The organism is Emcibacter sp. (assembly GCF_963675455.1).
In the GTDB taxonomy this organism is placed as follows: Bacteria; Pseudomonadota; Alphaproteobacteria; order Sphingomonadales; family Emcibacteraceae; genus Emcibacter.
Window position 1 is genome coordinate 1,646,943 of the sequence record NZ_OY776217.1, and the last position, 17,875, is coordinate 1,664,817.

Below are 17,875 nucleotides of genomic sequence, written 5' to 3' on the forward strand. Positions count from 1 at the left end.
GCATTATTGTTTGATTGTTAACTCTTGTTTGATAAAAACGACCTAAGGTTTAGACTCTCATAATATTCTGAAGTAGTCTGGGTATTGGGTAGAGCTATTATAGGAAGAGGTGCAAAGAACTGGTGATGTTTGATGACGAAGGATATGAAATTTTTGTAAAGACGGATTTTACGCCTGCTGATTTCAACGCAAAAATTCACCATATTCTGTATGATCACTGGAATGATATCCGGGGAGACAAACCTTTACCGTCCCGTGCCGATTTTAATCCTGCAGCTGTCGCACCGGCACTTCCCTATATCTTTGTTTTGGAAGTTCACAAGGAGCCCATGAGATTTAAATTCCGTTTGACGGGTACCGAAACCGTCGAGGTCATGGGGGTGAACGCGATGGGGCACTGGATTGATGAATTTCCCCATACCGAAGAAATAATTGACCGTTATAAATGGCTCGTGGAAAACCGCAGGCCCTATTACAACAGCGACCGGCTGCACTGGGCAGTCAAGGATTTCCATCATTATACGGCATTGACGCTGCCATTTTCCGACGACGGCGAAAATGTAAATATCCTGATTTCAACAAATCACTACTGCTAGTCTGCCCCAAAATCGTCTGACTTGTGAGCAATAACCCATAAAGATATTAACGCACAGGCAGCACCCGCCTGTAGCGTGGTAGGAAATAACAAGAATCTTATGGAGCCGGAATGGCAAATTTTTTAAAGGACTTTAAGCGGGAAGATTTTTCTGCAGAATTTCACTGCGATTTATATGATTACTGGCTCTCCAAAAAAGGAGACCGGCTCATGCCGTCGCGGAAGGATATCAATCCGATCGACATGCCGGCCCTTTTGCCCCATCTTATCATGCTCGAAGTGCATGGCAATCCTCCACAGTACCGGGTAAGACTGACAGGGACGCGCGTGGATACAGTTTTGGGACGATCATTACGGAACGTCTGGGCTCATGATATTCCGGATTCAGAAGGACTGCGAAGTCGTTTTGACTGGCTGGTGGAACATAAGCGGTCCTATTATTCAGAGGATCGGCTGCTTTTCGCCGCCAAGGAACATAGGTTTTATTCCTGTCTGGTCTGCCCCCTGTCCAGTGACGGGGAAAATGTGGACATGATCCTTTCGTCCAACGACTATTACTAGGAGATAGCGGTCTGTTTTAGTGTCAGAGGCCTGTGGGCAAGCCGTCGATGCTCTTTAGGTTCTTTTCCTGCTGATAGTCCCTGATTTCCTGCTCGCTTTTTCTATCACACCAGTCGCGCAGGGTCTCGCGCTCTCCTTTCAATTCCATCACTGGCACGCCGTAACCACAACTGGTTTGCACACTATCGATATCGGCGACAAAAATCTGCCGCACGCCTTTCCGGGCCGGAAAATGGGACATCAGGCCGTCAAAATCCGCCTCTCCGGGTTTGACTGAACGCCCATGCCCGTACAGCCGCAGGATCATGGGAACACTGGAGAAGCTGTTGAACATGATTGTAATGCGGCCATCATCCAGCAGGTGAGCGGCGGTTTCGTTGCCGCTGCCGACAAAATCCATCCAGGCAACCTGGTTGGGAGTCAGAACCCGAAAGCTGTCCATGCCTTTGGGAGACAGGCTGATCCGGCCTTCCCTGGGGGCGGTGGCGACAAAAAACATCGGCTGTTCTGCGATGAACCTGACGATCTTGTCTTCAATCCTGTCATGGAATTTTGCCATTTTTCCGCTTCCGCTCCGTGTTTTAACCCTCAGTTCCGCCGACGGTCAGTCCGTTAAGGCGCAGGGTGGGCTGCCCGACGCCAACCGGCACGCTCTGCCCACCTTTGCCGCAAACACCAACACCGGCATCCAGTTCCAGGTCATTACCGATGGCGCTGACCCGGGTCAGCGCATCGGGGCCGTTGCCGATCAGGGTGGCGCCCTTGACCGGCGCATCTATTTTGCCATTCTTGATCAGATAGGCTTCCGTGCAGCTGAAGACGAACTTGCCGTTGGTGATATCAACCTGTCCGCCACCGAAATTGACCGCATAAAGACCGTCTTTGACACCCTCTATGATTTCCTGCGGGTCCTTGTCGCCAGCCAGCATGTAGGTATTGGTCATCCGCGGCATCGGCTGATGAGCATAACTTTCCCGCCGTCCGTTACCGGTGGCCTCCACCCCCATGAGCCGGGCGTTCATCCGGTCCTGCATATATCCCTTCAGGATGCCGTCCTCGATCAGGGTAGTACAGTTTGTCGGGGTTCCTTCGTCATCGACGGACAGAGAGCCGCGCCGGTCAGGCAGGGTGCCGTCATCAACGACCGTGACGCCGGGTGCGGCAACCCGTTCACCCATCAGGCCGGCAAAGGCAGAGGAACCTTTGCGGTTAAAGTCGCCTTCCAGGCCGTGGCCGATGGCTTCATGCAGCAGGACGCCGGGCCAGCCCGGGCCGAGAACCACATCCATTTCGCCAGCCGGCGCCGGGATGCTTTCCAGGTTAACGAGCGCCTGGCGCAGGGCTTCATCAACCTGGCCTTTCCAGTTTTCTTCGGTCAGAAGATGGCTGTACTCATAGCGTCCGCCGGCACCCTGATAGCCGCTTTCCATGCGGTCGCCCTCCTGGGCAACGACAGAAACATTAAGGCGCACAAGCGGCCGGATGTCGCGTACCCGATGGCCGCCGGGACGAATGATTTCCACAGTCTGCCATTCGCCGGAGATGGAGGCGCTGACCTGACAGACCCGGTTATCAAGATTGCGGGCATAGGCGTCGATATCCTGCAGCATTTTTATCTTGGCATTGAAATCAAGTCCGCCAAGCAGGGGATTTGCGTCAGTATAGAGCTTGCTGTTGGTGCCTTGTGGATGCAGGGCGAGGGTGCCGCCCTGGCCGGATTTGATGCTCTGCACTGTTTCGCAGGCTCTCTTCAGGGCCGCTTCATCAAGGCTGCTGGAATGAGCATAGCCGGTCACTTCACCAAGGACGCTTCTCAGGCCGAAACCGCGACTTGTGTCATAAACCGCGTTTTTCAGCCGGCCGTCGTCAAAGGAGAAACTTTCCGACTGCACATACTGCAGGTAAAGTTCACCGTCCTCCATGCCATGCAGGGCATTGTCAACAAGCCGCTGGGTTCGGACAGAATCAAGGTCTGATTCTGTGAAAAAATAGGAATCGGAGTGTGTTGATATGGTCATAATGGCCCTGTTTTGAGTCGGGAGATACTTTATGTATAGGGTAGTATATGGATATTATTCTCGACCGGTGCAAGCATGAATGGCGAGAAACTGTGACTTTTCCGCCGTTGGCACCTATATGCACGCAAAAATAAAGAAAATGTTGCAGGGGAAACATTTGATTTGTATCAATGTTCCGGATTAGTCCAGTTATTGATAATGCGGCCTTGAGCCAGATCAATTTTCTGGTATAAGGTGAGGTGGTTTTGCTCTGTATGCATGGGTAACTATATGTTTTCCCGGATGCTGCAAAGGGTGTAAAAGTCTTAATTCGTCTTTGAATTTAAGGGGTAGGACAGGATATGTCGTTTAAGAAAGCTTTTGTTTCTGCAACCGCGTTACTGGTTGCACTTTTTTCCGGGCTGGGATCGGCCTGGGCAGCCGGAGAATATATGGCGGAGCCCAAACAGCTCGGCTTCATGCAGCCGGCAACCGAAGTCATGCGGGACCTGGTCTGGTTCCATGACGGTCTTTTGTGGATGTGCATCATCATTACAATATTTGTAATGGTGCTGATGCTCTACATCATGTTCAAGTTTAATGCGAAATCGAACCCCAACCCCTCAAAGACAACACACAATACATTGCTGGAAGTTGTCTGGACGACCGTTCCGATCCTGATCCTGATCGTGATTGCAGTGCCGTCCTTCAAACTTCTTTATAAACAGGATATGATCCCTGAAGCAGATGTGACCGTCAAGGCGATCGGAAACCAGTGGTACTGGTCCTACGAATATCCGGATTACGAAGACCTGAGCTTTGATGCTGTTATGCTCACCGAGGAAGATAAATCTTCCGAGGATTATTCTGACCGCTCCGGCACACCGCGGTTGCTTGAAACCGATACTCATGTTGTTGTCCCTGTGAACAAGGTGATCAGGGTGCAGACCACGGCAACCGATGTCATTCACGCCTGGACGATCCCGGCTTTCGGCGTCAAGGTTGACGCAGTTCCCGGACGTCTCAATGAACTCTGGTTCAAAGCCGAAAAAGAGGGCATTTACTACGGTCAGTGTTCCGAACTCTGCGGTATCCGCCACGGCTTTATGCCCATCGTGGTAGAGGTTGTTTCCCAGGAAGTATTTGACGCCTGGGTGAAAAACCCCACAGAGACTGCTGCGAAAGCGACCGATTCAAACATTCAGGTGGCTGACGCCACCCAAGCTCAGTAATATAGGGAGATCGTAAATGAGTTACGCTGCTGACGCTTCCCATGCAGATCACGGTCATCCGACAGGCTGGCGCCGCTGGCTGTTGTCAACCAATCACAAGGATATCGGTACTCTGTACCTGATTTATGCCATTGTGGCCGGTCTGATTGGCGGGATTTTTTCCGGCCTGATGCGCGCCGAACTGATGTATCCGGGCATGGACTTCCTGCCCATGTTTACCGGCGGAAATATTGACGCCGCCTATCACTTCTTTAACGTGCTGATTACCGCGCACGGCCTGATCATGGTGTTCTTCATGGTGATGCCGGCCCTGATCGGTGGTTTTGGTAACTGGTTCGTGCCGATCATGATCGGTGCGCCGGATATGGCGTTCCCGCGCATGAACAACATCAGCTTCTGGCTGCTGCCGGTTGCGCTGACACTGCTGGTCATGTCTGTCTTCTTCGAAGGCCCTCCGGGACAAACTGGTGTCGGTGGCGGCTGGACGGTTTACGCCCCGCTCAGCACCTACGCACAGCCTGGACCGGCGATGGACCTTGCTATTTTCGCGCTGCATGTGGCCGGTGCGTCATCCATCCTGGGTGCTATCAACTTCATCTGTACGATCTTCAACATGCGTGCGCCGGGCATGACCCTGCATAAAATGCCGCTGTTTGTCTGGTCTGTTCTGGTAACAGCCTTTCTGCTGCTGCTGTCCCTGCCGGTGCTTGCCGGTGCGATCACCATGCTGCTGACCGACCGTAACTTCGGGACCAGCTTCTTTGATCCGGCCGGTGGCGGTGATCCGGTCCTGTACCAGCACCTGTTCTGGTTCTTCGGTCATCCGGAAGTGTACATTTTGATCCTGCCTGGTTTCGGCCTGATCAGTCACGTGATTTCCACATTCTCAAACAAACCGATTTTCGGTTATCTGGGCATGGCCTATGCCATGGTAGCAATCGGTGTTGTCGGCTTTATCGTATGGGCGCACCATATGTTCACCGTCGGTATGGATGTGGATACCAAAGCTTACTTCACAGCCGCGACCATGGTGATTGCGGTGCCGACCGGCATCAAAATCTTCTCCTGGCTGGCGACGATGTGGGGCGGGTCCCTGCGCTTTGATACTCCGATGCTGTTTGCCCTTGGCATGATCTTCCTGTTCACCATCGGTGGTGTGACCGGGGTGGTGCTGGCCAACGCCGGTGTGGATACGGCTATGCATGATACTTATTATGTGGTTGCCCACTTCCATTACACCATGTCCATGGGGGCCCTGTTCTCCATCTATGCGGGCTGGTACTACTGGATTGGCAAAATGAGCGGCAAGCAATATCCGCAGCTGCTCAGCAAACTGCATTTCTGGTTTACGTTTGTGGGTGTGAACCTGATTTTCTTCCCGCAGCATTTCCTTGGTCTTGCCGGTATGCCGCGCCGTATTCCCGATTATCCGGATGCCTATGCCTACTGGAACTGGGTATCCTCCGTTGGCTATGGCGTCATGGCTCTTGGCCTGGTGTTCTTCCTGGTTGGTGTCTTCGTTACCCTGGCAAGCCGCCGTACTGTGGCTGACAACCAGTGGGGCGAAGGGGCAACAACACTGGAGTGGACACTGAGTTCACCGCCGCCGTTCCACCAGTTCGAGAAACTGCCGCGGTTCAAATAATCAGAACTCATCCGGGCCCGCTTTGAACAGCGGGCCCGTTTGAACAAGCTTGTGATCACCTTTTTGGTTGACTGGAATGTATGCATCCTCTGTAGAGCAAGAGAATTACGACTATTACGAGCCGGCGGCGCGGGACTTTTTTGACCTGCTGAAACCCCGGGTAATGTCTCTTGTTATTTTTACCGGACTTGTCGGACTGTTGTTGGCCCCCGGCCATATTCACCCGGTAGAGGCCTTTACCGCCATCCTCTGTATTGCCGTTGCCGCAGGCGCCTCCGGCTGCCTGAATATGTGGTATGATGCGGATATTGACGCGGTCATGGACCGGACCCGCAACCGCCCGATACCGGCCGGCCGTATTGCGCCGGAAACCGCGCTGCATTTTGGTGTCGCCCTGTCCGTGGCATCCGTCCTTATGATGGGCCTAGCCGTCAATGTAGCCGCGGCGGTTCTGCTGGCCATCACCATCGGTTTTTATATATTTATCTATACCATGTGGCTCAAGCGCCGCACCCCGCAGAATATTGTCATCGGCGGTGCCGCCGGCGCCTTTCCCCCGATGATCGGCTGGGTAGCTGTGACCGGTAACGTCAGCATCGAAAGCCTGGTCCTGTTCGGCATTATCTTTATGTGGACGCCGCCCCATTTCTGGGCCCTCAGCCTGTTTGCCTGCAAGGATTATGAAAAGGTCGGCGTACCCATGCTGCCGGTCGTTTCCGGTGAGGCTGAAACTCGCAAGCAGATTCTGATATACAGCCTGCTGATGGTGCCGGTGACCCTGGCACCCTGGGTGATGGGATTTGCCGGGCTGATCTACGGTGTGACAGCAGTTGCCCTGGGCGGTGTTTTCCTTGCCTTGGCGGCCAGCCTGTTCCGGACCGGTGAAATCAAAACGGCAAAGCAGCTGTTTTTCTATTCCATACTTTATTTGTTTGTCCTTTTTGCGGTGCTTGGTGCAGAAGCGCTTCTCAGGATGGGAGATCTGATCTGATGCCGCTGAGTGATGAACATAAGAAAAGAGCAGGGCGCAATTATACGCTGGCCGGAGTATTGCTGGCTTTTGTGGTGCTGTTCTTTTTACTCACCCTGGCCAAGTTGAATGTGATTTAACGGGAAAGATGATGTCGGAACATACCTACGAACGGCCTGATAACACGCGAACAGTGATTTTTTTACTGCTCATTCTGGCGTGCATGATCGGTCTGGTCTGGGCGTCTGTTCCCCTTTACAAGCTGTTTTGTGCGGTCACTGGCTATGGCGGAACCACCCAGCAGGCCGTTGCCGGTCAGGATATCCCGGTGCTGGACCGGGATATGAGAATAAGCTTTAACGCTGATATCGATCCCAGCCTGCCGTGGTATTTCAAACCGGTACAGCGATCCGTAACGATCAAGGTTGGTGAAGAAGCCCTGGTCTTTTACCGCGCCGTCAATAACAGTGACGAGACAATTACCGGCACGGCCACTTTTAATGTCACGCCCTATAAAGCTGGCGGATATTTTAACAAGATTGAATGTTTCTGTTTTACGGAACAGACACTTAAACCGGGCCAGTCGGTAGATATGCCGGTTACGTTTTATGTAGACCCGGAACTGGATAAAGATGAACATCTGGATGAAGTGAAAGAGATTACACTCTCCTATACTTTTTTCAGGTCGGATGAAGAAGAATAACCGATCCAGGTATTGCCGGATCATGGAATTTTAATACGTTATAGTGAGTAAGGGGACAATAGATGTCAGATTCACACGCTGTAGAACATGAATATCACCTTGTAGATCCGAGCCCATGGCCGATCGTATGTTCCTTCGGGGCATTCGTCCTGATGTTCGGAATGGTTATGCTGATGCATTTTGATACAAGCTGGGTTGCCATTGTCGGCGCTTTGATTGTCGTCTATGGTGCCTATAGCTGGTGGGGTGATGTGATCAATGAAGGCGAACATCAGGGTCATCATACGGCTCTGGTTCAGTTGGGGCTGCGGTATGGCATGTTCCTCTTTATCATCTCCGAAGTTATGTTTTTCGTAGCCTGGTTCTGGGCCTATTTCAACGCCAGTGTGACCAGTGTCGAGCAGTTCGAACTTGGTAAGATGACATCGGACATTCATGCCATGTGGCCGCCGGCAGGTGTGGAAACACTTGATCCCTGGCATCTGCCGCTGGTGAATACACTGATCCTGTTGACTTCCGGCTGTACGGTAACCTGGGCGCATCATTCGCTTGTGGAAGGTGATCGTTCTTCCTTTATCCGCATGCTGACCTTCACTATCCTTCTCGGCGCCATGTTTACCGGTGTGCAGGCATATGAATATGCCCATGCCAGTTTCGGTTTCGAAGACGGCATTTACAGCTCAACATTCTACATGGCGACAGGTTTCCACGGCGCCCATGTTCTGATCGGGACTATCTTCCTGTTCGTGAACCTGATGCGCGCTCTACGCGGTCATTTCAAGCCAAACCATCATTTCGGTTTCGAGGCTGCAGCCTGGTACTGGCACTTTGTGGACGTTGTCTGGCTGATCCTTTTCTTCTGTATCTATATCGGTGGTGCCGGCACTGTTGCAGGCCATTAATCCCCGATGACGGATCCCTTTCTCCACACCCCGGTTTCGCCTTTCAAGGCGGGATTGGGGTGTTTATGTCCCCGCTGCGGGGAAGGGAAGCTGTTCAAAGGGTATCTGACCCTTCCGGAAAAATGTTCCAAATGCGGGCTGGATTACAGCCCGTTTGATTCCGCTGACGGTCCTGCCGTTTTTATCATTCTGATCCTCGGTTTTATTATTGTCGCCCTGGCCCTGATTGTGGAGGTGAAATTCTCTCCGCCGCTGTGGCTGCATATCCTGCTCTGGGGCCCGCTGACCATTTTCGGGTCCCTTGCCTTATTGCGGCCGTTTAAATCCCTGATGATCGCCCTTCAGTATCATTTCAAGGCAGAAGAAGGTAAAACCGGCGACTGATGACCAAAAGAATATCCTTCCGGCCGCGTCTCTGGCCCACCCTGATTACCATACCTGTTTTTATCATTCTGTGCCTGCTGGGGAACTGGCAGGTGGAGCGGTTAAACTGGAAGCTGGATCTGATTGAAAAGCTGGAAAGCCGGATGGTGATGAAGCCTACCGGTCTTCCCGATGCCGATGTTGCCGATGCCCGAACCCTGGATGCCTGGGAGTATCGCAAGGTCAAAGTGACCGGACACTTCCTGCATATGCGGGAAATGACCATGTATAGCATCGGCCCCGACGGCAAGCCGGGTTATGATCTATATACGCCCCTTCTGAACGGTGACGGCAGGACAGTAATTGTGAACCGGGGCTGGGTGCCTGAAAACCTGAAACAGAAAACATCACGGCCTGTCAGCATCACAGACGGCGAAGTCACCATAACCGGGGTGTTGCGCAAACCCTGGGGCAAAGCCATGCTGGGGCCGGAAAATGAGGTTGAAAATAACAACTGGTATTTTGGCGATCTTGAGCAGATGGCGGCAAGCCAGGACCTGAAAAAGGTCTTTCCCATGTTTCTTTATGCGGACGAGACGCCGAACGCCGGCGGCTGGCCGCTGGGCGGACGGACCCGGATCAAACTTGCCAACAATCATCTGGGCTATGTGATTACCTGGTATGGTCTGGCCCTGGCGCTGTTTGCTGTTTACATGTTTTACCATGTCAGGTTTATCCCCGTCGACGAACATCAGGAATAGCTTGCATCACAGGTCCAAACTGATAATCTTTGGCGCGAATTGAGACGAGTCGCCCGATGCCGTCATCGTGCCACATGACGGGCGAACAAAGCCAGGACTAGAGGACAGTAACGTGAAATATGTCAGTACGCGGGGCCAGGCGCCTGCACTGGGGTTTGAAGAAGTATTGCTGACCGGGCTTGCCCGGGACGGCGGGTTGTATATTCCGGAACAATGGCCGACACTGAGTGCGGATGAAATCCGCGCCATGGCCGGCCTCAGCTATCAGGAAACGGCTTTCCGGGTCATGCGCCCCTTTGTCTGTCCGGAAATTTCCGAAGATGATTTTGCCGGCCTGATCGAAAAGGCCTACAGCACCTTCCGCCACAAGGCGGTTGCGCCGCTTGCCCAGCTTGACAGCAACGAATGGATTCTCGAACTGTTTCACGGTCCGACCCTGGCGTTCAAGGATGTGGCGCTGCAGTTACTCGGCCATTTATTTGACCATGTGCTCAGCAAACAGGGCCGCAAGATCACTATTGTCGGCGCCACCTCCGGCGATACCGGTTCTGCCGCCATTGACTGTGTACGTGACCGGGACTGCGCCGAAATCTTCATGCTGCACCCCAGGGGCCGGGTGTCGGAAGTGCAGCGTCGTCAGATGACCACCGTGCCGAGCGCCAATGTGCATAACATCGCCGTGGAAGGCACCTTTGACGATTGCCAGGCGCTGGTCAAGGCCATGTTCAATGACCTGGCGTTCCGGGACGAGATTACCCTGTCTGCGGTCAACAGCATCAACTGGGCCCGGGTCATGGCCCAGATCGTTTATTATTTCACCAGCGCTGTCGCCCTTGGCGGTCCTGACCGCAAGGTGTCCTACAGCGTGCCGACCGGCAATTTTGGTGATATCTATGCAGGATATGTGGCTAGCCAGATGGGCCTGCCTATTGAACAGCTGGTGGTGGCCACCAATATGAATGATATACTGGCCCGGACATTGACCAGCGGGGATTATACGGTGGGCACGGTTCAGCCGACCATCAGTCCCAGCATGGATATCCAGGTATCGAGCAACTTTGAAAGACTGCTTCTCAACCTGTATGATGGCCGGGCGGAAGAAGTGCGTCGCCTGATGGACAACCTGAAGCAGGCCGGAAGCTTCACCATTGATGCGCCGGAGCTTGCCAAGGCCAAGGCCATTTTCGATGCCGTGCAGACCAGCGAGAAGGACACCAAGGCGACCATCGGCGACGTGTTCGGCACAACGGAGATGCTGATCGATCCGCATACGGCGGTCGGCGTCCATGCGGCCCGGGAAAAACGGCGTAATGCCGGAACCCCCATGGTGACCCTGAGCACCGCCCATCCGGCCAAATTCCCGGACGCGGTCGAGGCCGTTACCGGCATGCATCCGGAACTGCCGCCGCATATGGCGGATCTGTTCGAACGGGATGAGAAATATGATGTGCTGCCAAACGACCTGGGGGCCATCCAGAAATATATACGGGAAATATTAAACTAGATGACAGTACGGATTTCGACACTTGATAACGGTCTTCGGGTAGTTACCGATACACTGCCCCATGTTGAGACGGTTACCGTCGGGGTCTGGACCGATGTCGGCAGCAGCCACGAGCAAGAGGACCAGAACGGCCTCAGCCATATGCTGGAACATATGGCCTTCAAGGGCACCAAGCGGCGTAACGCCCGGGACATTGCCGAGGAAGTGGAAAATGTCGGCGGGTACCTGAATGCCTATACGTCCCGTGAGCAGACCACCTATTACGCCCGTCTTCTGAAAGAGGACCTTGACCTTGGTGTTGATGTCCTGTCCGACATTCTGCAGTTTTCCACCTTTGATCCAAAGGAACTGGAGCGGGAGCGGGGAGTCATCATCCAGGAAATCGGCCAGGCCAATGATACGCCGGACGATATTGTTTTCGATCTGATGCAGGAAGCGGCTTATCCGGAACAGGCCGCCGGACGTCCCATTCTGGGCACCATCGAAAGGGTCAGTAATTTCACCCGTGACGATCTGGCTTCCTATATGTCCCATCATTACAAGGCCGACGAGATGGTTCTTGTGGCGGCCGGTAACTTGAAACATGACGAACTCGTGGATATGGCGGCGAAAAAATTCTCCGCCATCGAGCGGACGCGACCTGATCAGAAGGAAGAAGTTGTCTATAAAGGCGGCGCCCGGCTGGAAGACAAGGACCTGGAGCAGGTCAACCTGATCTTCGGTTTTGACGGGGTCAGCTTTGACGATCCGGATTATTATACCGCCCAGGTCATGTCGATGATCCTTGGCGGCGGCATGTCCTCGCGCCTGTTCCAGGAAGTGCGGGAAAACCGCGGCCTGGTCTACAGCATCTATAGCTTTAACCAGTCTTATGTGGACGGCGGCACCTTTGCCATTCATGCCGGCACCGGCCCGGACCAGGTCGGGGAACTGATTCCCGTCGTGGCCGGGGAAATGCACAAGCTGACCCATGAGGTTTCCGCAGAAGAGGTCAATCGTGCCCGCAACCAGATGAAGGCGGGCATGATGATGGCCTTTGAAAATACCACCAACCGGATGGAGCATCTGGGCCGCCAGATGATGATCCACGGCCGCCCTGTGCCGCGGGAGGAAATCCTTGAGAAGCTGGACGAGGTGGATGGCATCGCCATCGCCCGTTATATGGACCGGCTGCTGAATGGTGGAAAACTGTCGCTCGGCGCCATCGGGCCGTTAAGTTCGCTCGAGGAGTACGACAAGGTGGCGGCCCGCTTCTGAGTTCCCTTTAGGGACCGCTTTCTTTAAATTCCGGCAGATCGTCGACCAGTTTCACGTGACTGATCCGGCTTTTCGTCCAGATATGCCGGCTGGCCCGGAAGGACTCCGGGTCGTCCATAATGCCGAGCGTCAGGTCGAAATATTCATCCGTATGAAAAGACATGGTCGAGCCGCAGTCCCGGCAATATCCCCGTTTGCAGCCGGGGGAGGAATGATAATAGGAGAGCTCGCCGCTAAGCACCCTGACCTGTTCCTTCCTGAAGGAGACCCAGGGAATAAAGGCCGAGCCTGATGATTGCTGACACCATTTGCAATGGCAATATTCCCCGGATTGATGGGGGCCCGTGGCTTCCAGGACCACGGCCCCGCACATGCATCTGGCGCTGTGTTTGATCTCATTCATTTCTTCCAGTCCTCCGGATACATGGGGATAAAACCCGGTGTCTGTGTGATGCGCTTGATCCAGGTCCTGATCGCCGGATAGGGGGAAAGGTCGAACTCGCCCATTTCCGCCACATGGGTATAGGCAAACAGGGCGATATCGGCGATGGAATATTTATCCCCCACCAGATAATCATGATCCTGCAAGCGGTCTTCCATAATCTGCAGGGCCGCATAGCCCTTCTCATGCAGGGCGGGAATATCCGCCCGGCGCGGGCTGTCCGGCGGCAGCATGGTCAGGATGAATTTGGCCACGGCGACAAAGGGTTCGTGGCTGTATTGCTCGAAAAACATCCAGCGCATCACTTCCGCCTGGTCCCATCTGTCGGTCGGGAAAAAGTCTGACCCTTGCGCGAAATAATAGAGAATGGCGTTGGATTCGGCGAGAAAGCGGCCGTCCGGGAACTCCACCACCGGAATGCGGCCATTGGAATTTATCCGGTTCAGGAACTCCGGCGTGCGGGTTTCGCCGTTGGTCACATCATACTGGATGGTTCTGTAGGGCTCGCCGAGTTGAGCAAGCAGAAGCCGCACCTTGTAGGCATTCCCGGATTCGGTATTGTCGTGGAGGATGTACATGGCTCTGTTATCCTTCTTTTCTACCTTGAACCAGTTCCGGTTCCGTTACCGGTGTGCCGTCCTCATCAAAGAAGGGTGTCGGTTTGCCGAGCCCTTTCAGCTTCCAGACCAGGATGTTCCAGAACAGCTGCACGAGAAGGCTTAGCGGAAAGCCGACAATCTTGCGTCCGGGCGGCAGCGGTTTCGTGGCATATTTTCCCTGCAGGTACCAGCCGACAGGCCCGAGGATCCGCTCCTCATCCGCCGGGATCTCCATAAAGGCGGTAATCATGCCGGCAAAGGGGAGGGATGCCGACCCTGTATTGGCAATCGGGGTGTTGCAGCACCCCGCGTACCAACGGTAGGGGCCTTTGGGGGTGAGTTTCAGGCAGCGGATATATTCACGGCCCTCGGTGATGGCAATGTGCGCCGGGGCCGTCTGAAAAATATCCGTGCCGCCCCAGGGGTCGAGGACGCTGTCTTCCCGGCCCAGATGCCGGGCAAAGGCCTGACAGTCATCACAATAACAGACAACCCGGGTCCCGCTGTCGGGCGATATTCCCCGCGCTATACCCTGTGTTTTTCCGCATTCGCAGCTTAGTGAAATATCGGTCATATCCCCAATCCTTTTGGTGCTGGATTTCGTGTGGGAATTATAGCGCAGTTGGAGGCGGAATTACAGAAACAGATAGATTACAGATCCAGAACAGGAGCCCGGACATGGTCGACGATTTTTTTCATCACCGTCGGCAGGGCGAACTCATCCAGCCGGTCGAGCGGCGCCCAGACGCCTTCCTGCAGGTTGATCATTTCCTCAAGCTCGAGGCGGATCACCTTCAGTTCCAGGTGAAAGTGAGTGAAAGTATGGCTGACCACGCCCGGCATTTCCCGCCAGTTGGCGATGATCGGCACCTGGGGCGGCGGGAAATTATCCCAGCTGTTGCTTGGCACCCAGTCAGTGGAGGGCACTTCCATCATGCCGCCGAGCAGGCCTTCCTCGGGCCGCCTTCTGAGCCAGGCATGGCCACCGAATTCTCCCCAGAAGGCAAAGCCGCGCCGGGTTTGCTTGGCCGCTTTCTTGAGCCGTTTCGGCAGTTCCTCAGAGGTGCCAAGTCCGGCGGAAATACAAAATTCCTCCCACGGGCAGCGGCCGTTGCATTTGAGCGCCCGGGGCGTGCAGATGGTCGCACCCAGGTCCATCACCGCCTGGGCGTAATCGCCGGGCCGGTGCGACGGAGTCAGGCTTTCGGCAAGTTCCCGGAGTTCCGGCCGGCTGTCGGGCAGGGGGGTCTGCACATTGAACAGGCGGGACATGACCCGCTCCACATTGCCGTCGACCACGGTGGCCTGTTCATCATGAACAATGGCGGCAATGGCGGCGGCGGTATAGGGGCCGATGCCGGTCAGCTTGCGCAGTTCTTCGGAGGTTTCGGGAAAAATGCCGCCCAGTTCGTCGCGCACATATTGCGCACATTTATAGAGGTTTCGGGCCCGGGCGTAATACCCAAGGCCGGCCCATTCCACCAGCACATCATCCAGTTCCGCATTGGCGAGCGCAGTCACGGTCGGCCATTTGGCGATGAATTTTTCGAAATAGGGTTTGACGGTGGTAACCGTTGTCTGCTGCAGCATGATTTCGCTGAGCCAGACTTCGTAAGGATCGGGTTTCAGGCCGCCGGCCTTTTCCTCGGGGCCGATCCGCCAGGGCAGGCTGCGGGCGTTGCTGTCATACCAATCCAGCAGGGAATCCGCAAGGTCGTCCCCCTGTTCCAAAAGCTGGTCTTTTTCCGCAACTGTGCTCACGCCGCAACTGGTCTCATAATCTTCATCAAAATGTCACTATAAGCAAACCAGGCCGAGAATCCAGCAAATACGGGCCTTTCTGCGCCTTTTCTACATGTACCTCATATGCGTGTCAGGCCATAGCCGATGGCCGGGATGATGCTGCTGAGCAGAAGCATGAAATAAACCATGGCGATGAAGCAGGCCTTGAGGACTGTTTTCGTCCAGCCCTGGCCGTAAACCACTTTCATGGCAATCAGCAGATAGACCGGGATATAGAGCAGAAGCCAGGAAAGCCAGGGCCGGGTGAATGCCGCATATTGGTAAAGCAGCACCATGACGGTGAACAGCAGGAAGACAAAGGCATGGGCATGCAGGGAAAAGACCAGATGCTCGAAATAATAGCGGCGGTTGAAAATATAGGTGATCTTGAAAATCAGGGCATAGATCGGCAACAGCACGAACATCACTTTGGGCACCCAGTCGGCCATCAGCTTGTTCATCAGGGTCGGGTCCTCGGAGATCCGGTTCCATCCCTTGATCAGCCGGCTCAGCTGTTCCTTCCAGAAGGCTTCCTTCTCTTTATCGATACCCAACTCTGCAACGCTGTCCTGCAGTTCCTTCCGGTCCTCCTCGCCGAGCTCGGACAGGGGGTTGACCATGCTGTTTTCCGTGGCCTGATCTGCCTGTCTGGCCCGTTGGTCGTCACCGGCCTGGTTGTCAAGCACCAGGTTCTCACCGGTCATGGGATCATAATCAATGGCGGCGGTTTCAAACAGCTTGATATCGGAGGTCACCAGGGCCAGGAAAAACAGGATACTGATGACAAGATACTGGCGGAAGGGAGGGACAAAACTGGCGCGCCGACCTTTCAGATATTCCCGTGTGATATATCCGGGCCGAAACATGAGCGGGTGCAGGGTCCGGTAAAAACGGGAATCGAAGGAAAACAGGTCGCCAAGGGCATCTTCCATAAGCATCCAGACAGGACGCAGGAAATTAACGTCTTTCTGGCCGCAACTGGCGCAATATTTCCCATATAGTCGTGAATTGCAGTTTTCACAGCTGCGAAAGTCATCGTAGCTGGCGTCTGTTGCAATTTCTCCTGCGATCTTATCTCCTGCAAGGTCACTGTCGGCTGTAATTTCCTTTTGCATTATCCCCTCCATCAGTTCTGGCGCCAGTCCCGGCGGCTGATCATATTTTCGACATAACTCACGAATATCTTATTTCTGTTTACCGGGAAGGGCTCTATATTACCCCCATGACTGAGAAGCGACCAGAAAAAAGCCGACGACGGGGAAGTGGCACCCAATCTATATCGGAACTGGCCCGACAGGTGAGTCGGGGTTCCTTTCGACGTTATGGCTTTGCCCAGTCGGAAATTGTTGCCCGCTGGCCTGAAATCGTCGGGCCGGTCCTGTCCGGCTGCAGTGTCCCTGAACGTCTCACTTTTCCCCGCTCTGAATCTGCCGGCGGTACACTCTATATCCGCATAGAAGGCAGCTTTGCCGTCGAAATGCAGCATCTGGAGGAACTGGTGCTGGAGCGTATCAACGGTTTTTACGGATACCGGGCGGTGGAACGGCTGGTCTACAGGCACGGTCCGTTGCCGAAACGCCGTGAGCAACAGTCCCGCGCCCCGGTGAAATTGACCGATTCTCAGCAAAAAGAGCTTGATGACCTGCTGTCTCCGCTTACGGACAGCGGCCTGCAGAAGGCCCTTTACCGGCTCGGGGCAACGGTTCTGGTTCCGGAAAAGCCAGAAAAACCAATGGCGAGGCGTCGTTTTACCCGTCGGGGGATGGGGGCGGCAGCCCCCGAAAAAGAGCGTTAACGATTCTTTCCTTGATTTGAGGGAAAAATCATTTCTATACTTACATACAATATATTGTGGATTGATTATGACAAAACAACTAAATACACTACAAAATGTAATCTCCAGCCTTTTCCTGGGTCTTGTTCTTCTGATGGTGCCGGCCGTGCAAAAGGCCATGGCGGACGAGGCAACCCCCGTTCTGAATTATGATATTGTCCTTGGTGATGCCGATGCGCCGGTGGAGGTTATCGAATATGCCTCGACCACCTGTCCCCATTGTGCTCATTTCAGCAATGAGGTCTGGCCCGATCTGGAAAAGAAATATGTCGAAACCGGCAAGGTCCGTTACATATTCCGCCATTTTATGCTGAATGCTATTGATATGGATGCCTCCATCATCAGCCGTTGCGCTGCCGAGAAGAGGTATTATCCGCTGCTTTCCCTGATCTTCAAAAAGCAGAACAGCTGGTACCAGCCGAAGAAATACCGTGAACTGGTTGATCAGTATGGCCAGGAAACCGGATTCAAGATGTTTTCCTCCCAGACACGGGATGAAGTAATCAAGGTCGCCCGTATGGCCGGCGTCAGCCAGGCAGATGCAGACCGCTGTCTTGCCGATACTGCTATCCGCGATTATCTGATCAATTCCTATAAGGAAGGGATCGAAAAATACGAAGTGAACAGCACCCCGACATTTATCATTAACGGCGTCAAGCACGAGGGGGGTTACAACTTCGAGGATTTTGACAAGGCGATCAGCGACGCATTGAAAAAGTGATGCTGAC

General features: G+C 54.1%; 20 protein-coding genes. 13 read left to right on the plus strand and 7 right to left on the minus strand.

Annotated features, from left to right (window positions below; translation table 11 throughout):
- The first annotated feature begins 125 nt into the window (after nucleotides 1-125).
- Both ACORNT_RS07525 and ACORNT_RS07530 read left to right on the plus strand, forming a co-directional pair.
- Entirely contained in the window at nucleotides 126-596 is a 471-nt protein-coding gene (locus ACORNT_RS07525; RefSeq protein ID WP_321397594.1) for a PAS domain-containing protein, read from the plus strand.
- A gap of 110 nt (nucleotides 597-706) precedes the next feature.
- Complete coding sequence (locus tag ACORNT_RS07530; protein WP_321397597.1) at nucleotides 707-1,156, plus strand: PAS domain-containing protein; 450 nt, start codon at nucleotides 707-709, stop codon at nucleotides 1,154-1,156.
- A 22-nt stretch (nucleotides 1,157-1,178) separates the two neighbouring features.
- Here ACORNT_RS07530 and ACORNT_RS07535 read toward each other — a convergent pair whose 3' ends face one another.
- Together ACORNT_RS07535 and tldD are read right to left on the minus strand one after the other, a co-directional pair.
- Nucleotides 1,179-1,715 (minus strand): pyridoxamine 5'-phosphate oxidase family protein, encoded by a 537-nt coding sequence (locus ACORNT_RS07535; protein WP_321397600.1) that lies wholly within the window; start codon nucleotides 1,713-1,715, stop codon nucleotides 1,179-1,181.
- A gap of 22 nt (nucleotides 1,716-1,737) precedes the next feature.
- On the minus strand, nucleotides 1,738-3,174 hold the full coding sequence (tldD, locus tag ACORNT_RS07540) for a metalloprotease TldD (RefSeq protein ID WP_321397602.1): 1,437 nt from the start codon (nucleotides 3,172-3,174) through the stop codon (nucleotides 1,738-1,740).
- Between the two features lie 341 nt (nucleotides 3,175-3,515).
- On the opposite strand from tldD, the gene coxB reads away from it, so the two are divergent.
- From coxB to ACORNT_RS07585, 9 genes are all read left to right on the plus strand, one after another.
- Nucleotides 3,516-4,385, plus strand: coding sequence for a cytochrome c oxidase subunit II (gene coxB, locus ACORNT_RS07545; protein ID WP_321397605.1), 870 nt, complete (start codon nucleotides 3,516-3,518; stop codon nucleotides 4,383-4,385).
- Between the two features lie 16 nt (nucleotides 4,386-4,401).
- Nucleotides 4,402-6,030 (plus strand): cytochrome c oxidase subunit I, encoded by a 1,629-nt coding sequence (gene ctaD, locus ACORNT_RS07550; RefSeq protein ID WP_321397608.1) that lies wholly within the window; start codon nucleotides 4,402-4,404, stop codon nucleotides 6,028-6,030.
- A gap of 76 nt (nucleotides 6,031-6,106) precedes the next feature.
- Nucleotides 6,107-7,021, plus strand: coding sequence for a heme o synthase (locus ACORNT_RS07555; RefSeq protein WP_321397611.1), 915 nt, complete (start codon nucleotides 6,107-6,109; stop codon nucleotides 7,019-7,021).
- Between the two features lie 127 nt (nucleotides 7,022-7,148).
- Entirely contained in the window at nucleotides 7,149-7,703 is a 555-nt protein-coding gene (locus ACORNT_RS07560; RefSeq protein WP_321397615.1) for a cytochrome c oxidase assembly protein, read from the plus strand.
- A gap of 62 nt (nucleotides 7,704-7,765) precedes the next feature.
- Nucleotides 7,766-8,605: a cytochrome c oxidase subunit 3 gene (locus ACORNT_RS07565; RefSeq protein WP_321397618.1), complete on the plus strand. Its 840-nt coding sequence runs from the start codon at nucleotides 7,766-7,768 to the stop codon at nucleotides 8,603-8,605.
- Nucleotides 8,606-8,611: 6 nt separating this feature from the next.
- A complete protein-coding gene (locus tag ACORNT_RS07570) occupies nucleotides 8,612-8,989 on the plus strand; it encodes a DUF983 domain-containing protein (RefSeq protein ID WP_321397620.1) in 378 nt (125 codons plus the stop codon).
- Nucleotides 8,989-9,729 carry an SURF1 family protein gene (locus ACORNT_RS07575; protein WP_321397623.1) on the plus strand — a complete coding sequence of 247 codons (741 nt, stop codon included), beginning with the start codon at nucleotides 8,989-8,991 and terminating at the stop codon, nucleotides 9,727-9,729. Before ACORNT_RS07570 ends, ACORNT_RS07575 begins: the two co-directional genes overlap by 1 nt.
- Before the next feature lie 112 nt (nucleotides 9,730-9,841).
- Nucleotides 9,842-11,233, plus strand: coding sequence for a threonine synthase (gene thrC / locus ACORNT_RS07580; RefSeq protein WP_321397625.1), 1,392 nt, complete (start codon nucleotides 9,842-9,844; stop codon nucleotides 11,231-11,233).
- A complete protein-coding gene (locus ACORNT_RS07585) occupies nucleotides 11,234-12,490 on the plus strand; it encodes a pitrilysin family protein (protein WP_321397629.1) in 1,257 nt (418 codons plus the stop codon).
- Nucleotides 12,491-12,497: 7 nt separating this feature from the next.
- On the opposite strand, the gene ACORNT_RS07590 is transcribed toward ACORNT_RS07585, so the two are convergent.
- The 5 genes from ACORNT_RS07590 to ACORNT_RS07610 form a co-directional block, all read right to left on the minus strand.
- Nucleotides 12,498-12,893, minus strand: a complete 396-nt coding sequence (locus tag ACORNT_RS07590; RefSeq protein ID WP_321397632.1) for a GFA family protein — start codon at nucleotides 12,891-12,893, stop codon at nucleotides 12,498-12,500.
- Nucleotides 12,890-13,510, minus strand: a complete 621-nt coding sequence (locus ACORNT_RS07595) for a glutathione S-transferase family protein (protein WP_321397634.1) — start codon at nucleotides 13,508-13,510, stop codon at nucleotides 12,890-12,892. The genes ACORNT_RS07590 and ACORNT_RS07595 overlap by 4 nt, the downstream gene beginning before the upstream one ends.
- 7 nt (nucleotides 13,511-13,517) lie before the next feature.
- Entirely contained in the window at nucleotides 13,518-14,105 is a 588-nt protein-coding gene (locus ACORNT_RS07600; protein ID WP_321397637.1) for a DUF6151 family protein, read from the minus strand.
- Nucleotides 14,106-14,182: 77 nt separating this feature from the next.
- Nucleotides 14,183-15,292 (minus strand): A/G-specific adenine glycosylase, encoded by a 1,110-nt coding sequence (mutY, locus tag ACORNT_RS07605; protein ID WP_321397642.1) that lies wholly within the window; start codon nucleotides 15,290-15,292, stop codon nucleotides 14,183-14,185.
- A 101-nt stretch (nucleotides 15,293-15,393) separates the two neighbouring features.
- Nucleotides 15,394-16,428: a DUF3667 domain-containing protein gene (locus ACORNT_RS07610; RefSeq protein WP_321397644.1), complete on the minus strand. Its 1,035-nt coding sequence runs from the start codon at nucleotides 16,426-16,428 to the stop codon at nucleotides 15,394-15,396.
- Nucleotides 16,429-16,535: 107 nt separating this feature from the next.
- Here ACORNT_RS07610 and ACORNT_RS07615 point away from each other — a divergent pair, with 107 nt between their 5' ends.
- Complete coding sequence (locus ACORNT_RS07615) at nucleotides 16,536-17,108, plus strand: DUF721 domain-containing protein (RefSeq protein ID WP_321397646.1); 573 nt, start codon at nucleotides 16,536-16,538, stop codon at nucleotides 17,106-17,108.
- A 67-nt stretch (nucleotides 17,109-17,175) separates the two neighbouring features.
- Complete coding sequence (locus tag ACORNT_RS07620; protein WP_321397648.1) at nucleotides 17,176-17,868, plus strand: DsbA family protein; 693 nt, start codon at nucleotides 17,176-17,178, stop codon at nucleotides 17,866-17,868.
- Nucleotides 17,869-17,875 lie beyond the last annotated feature (7 nt).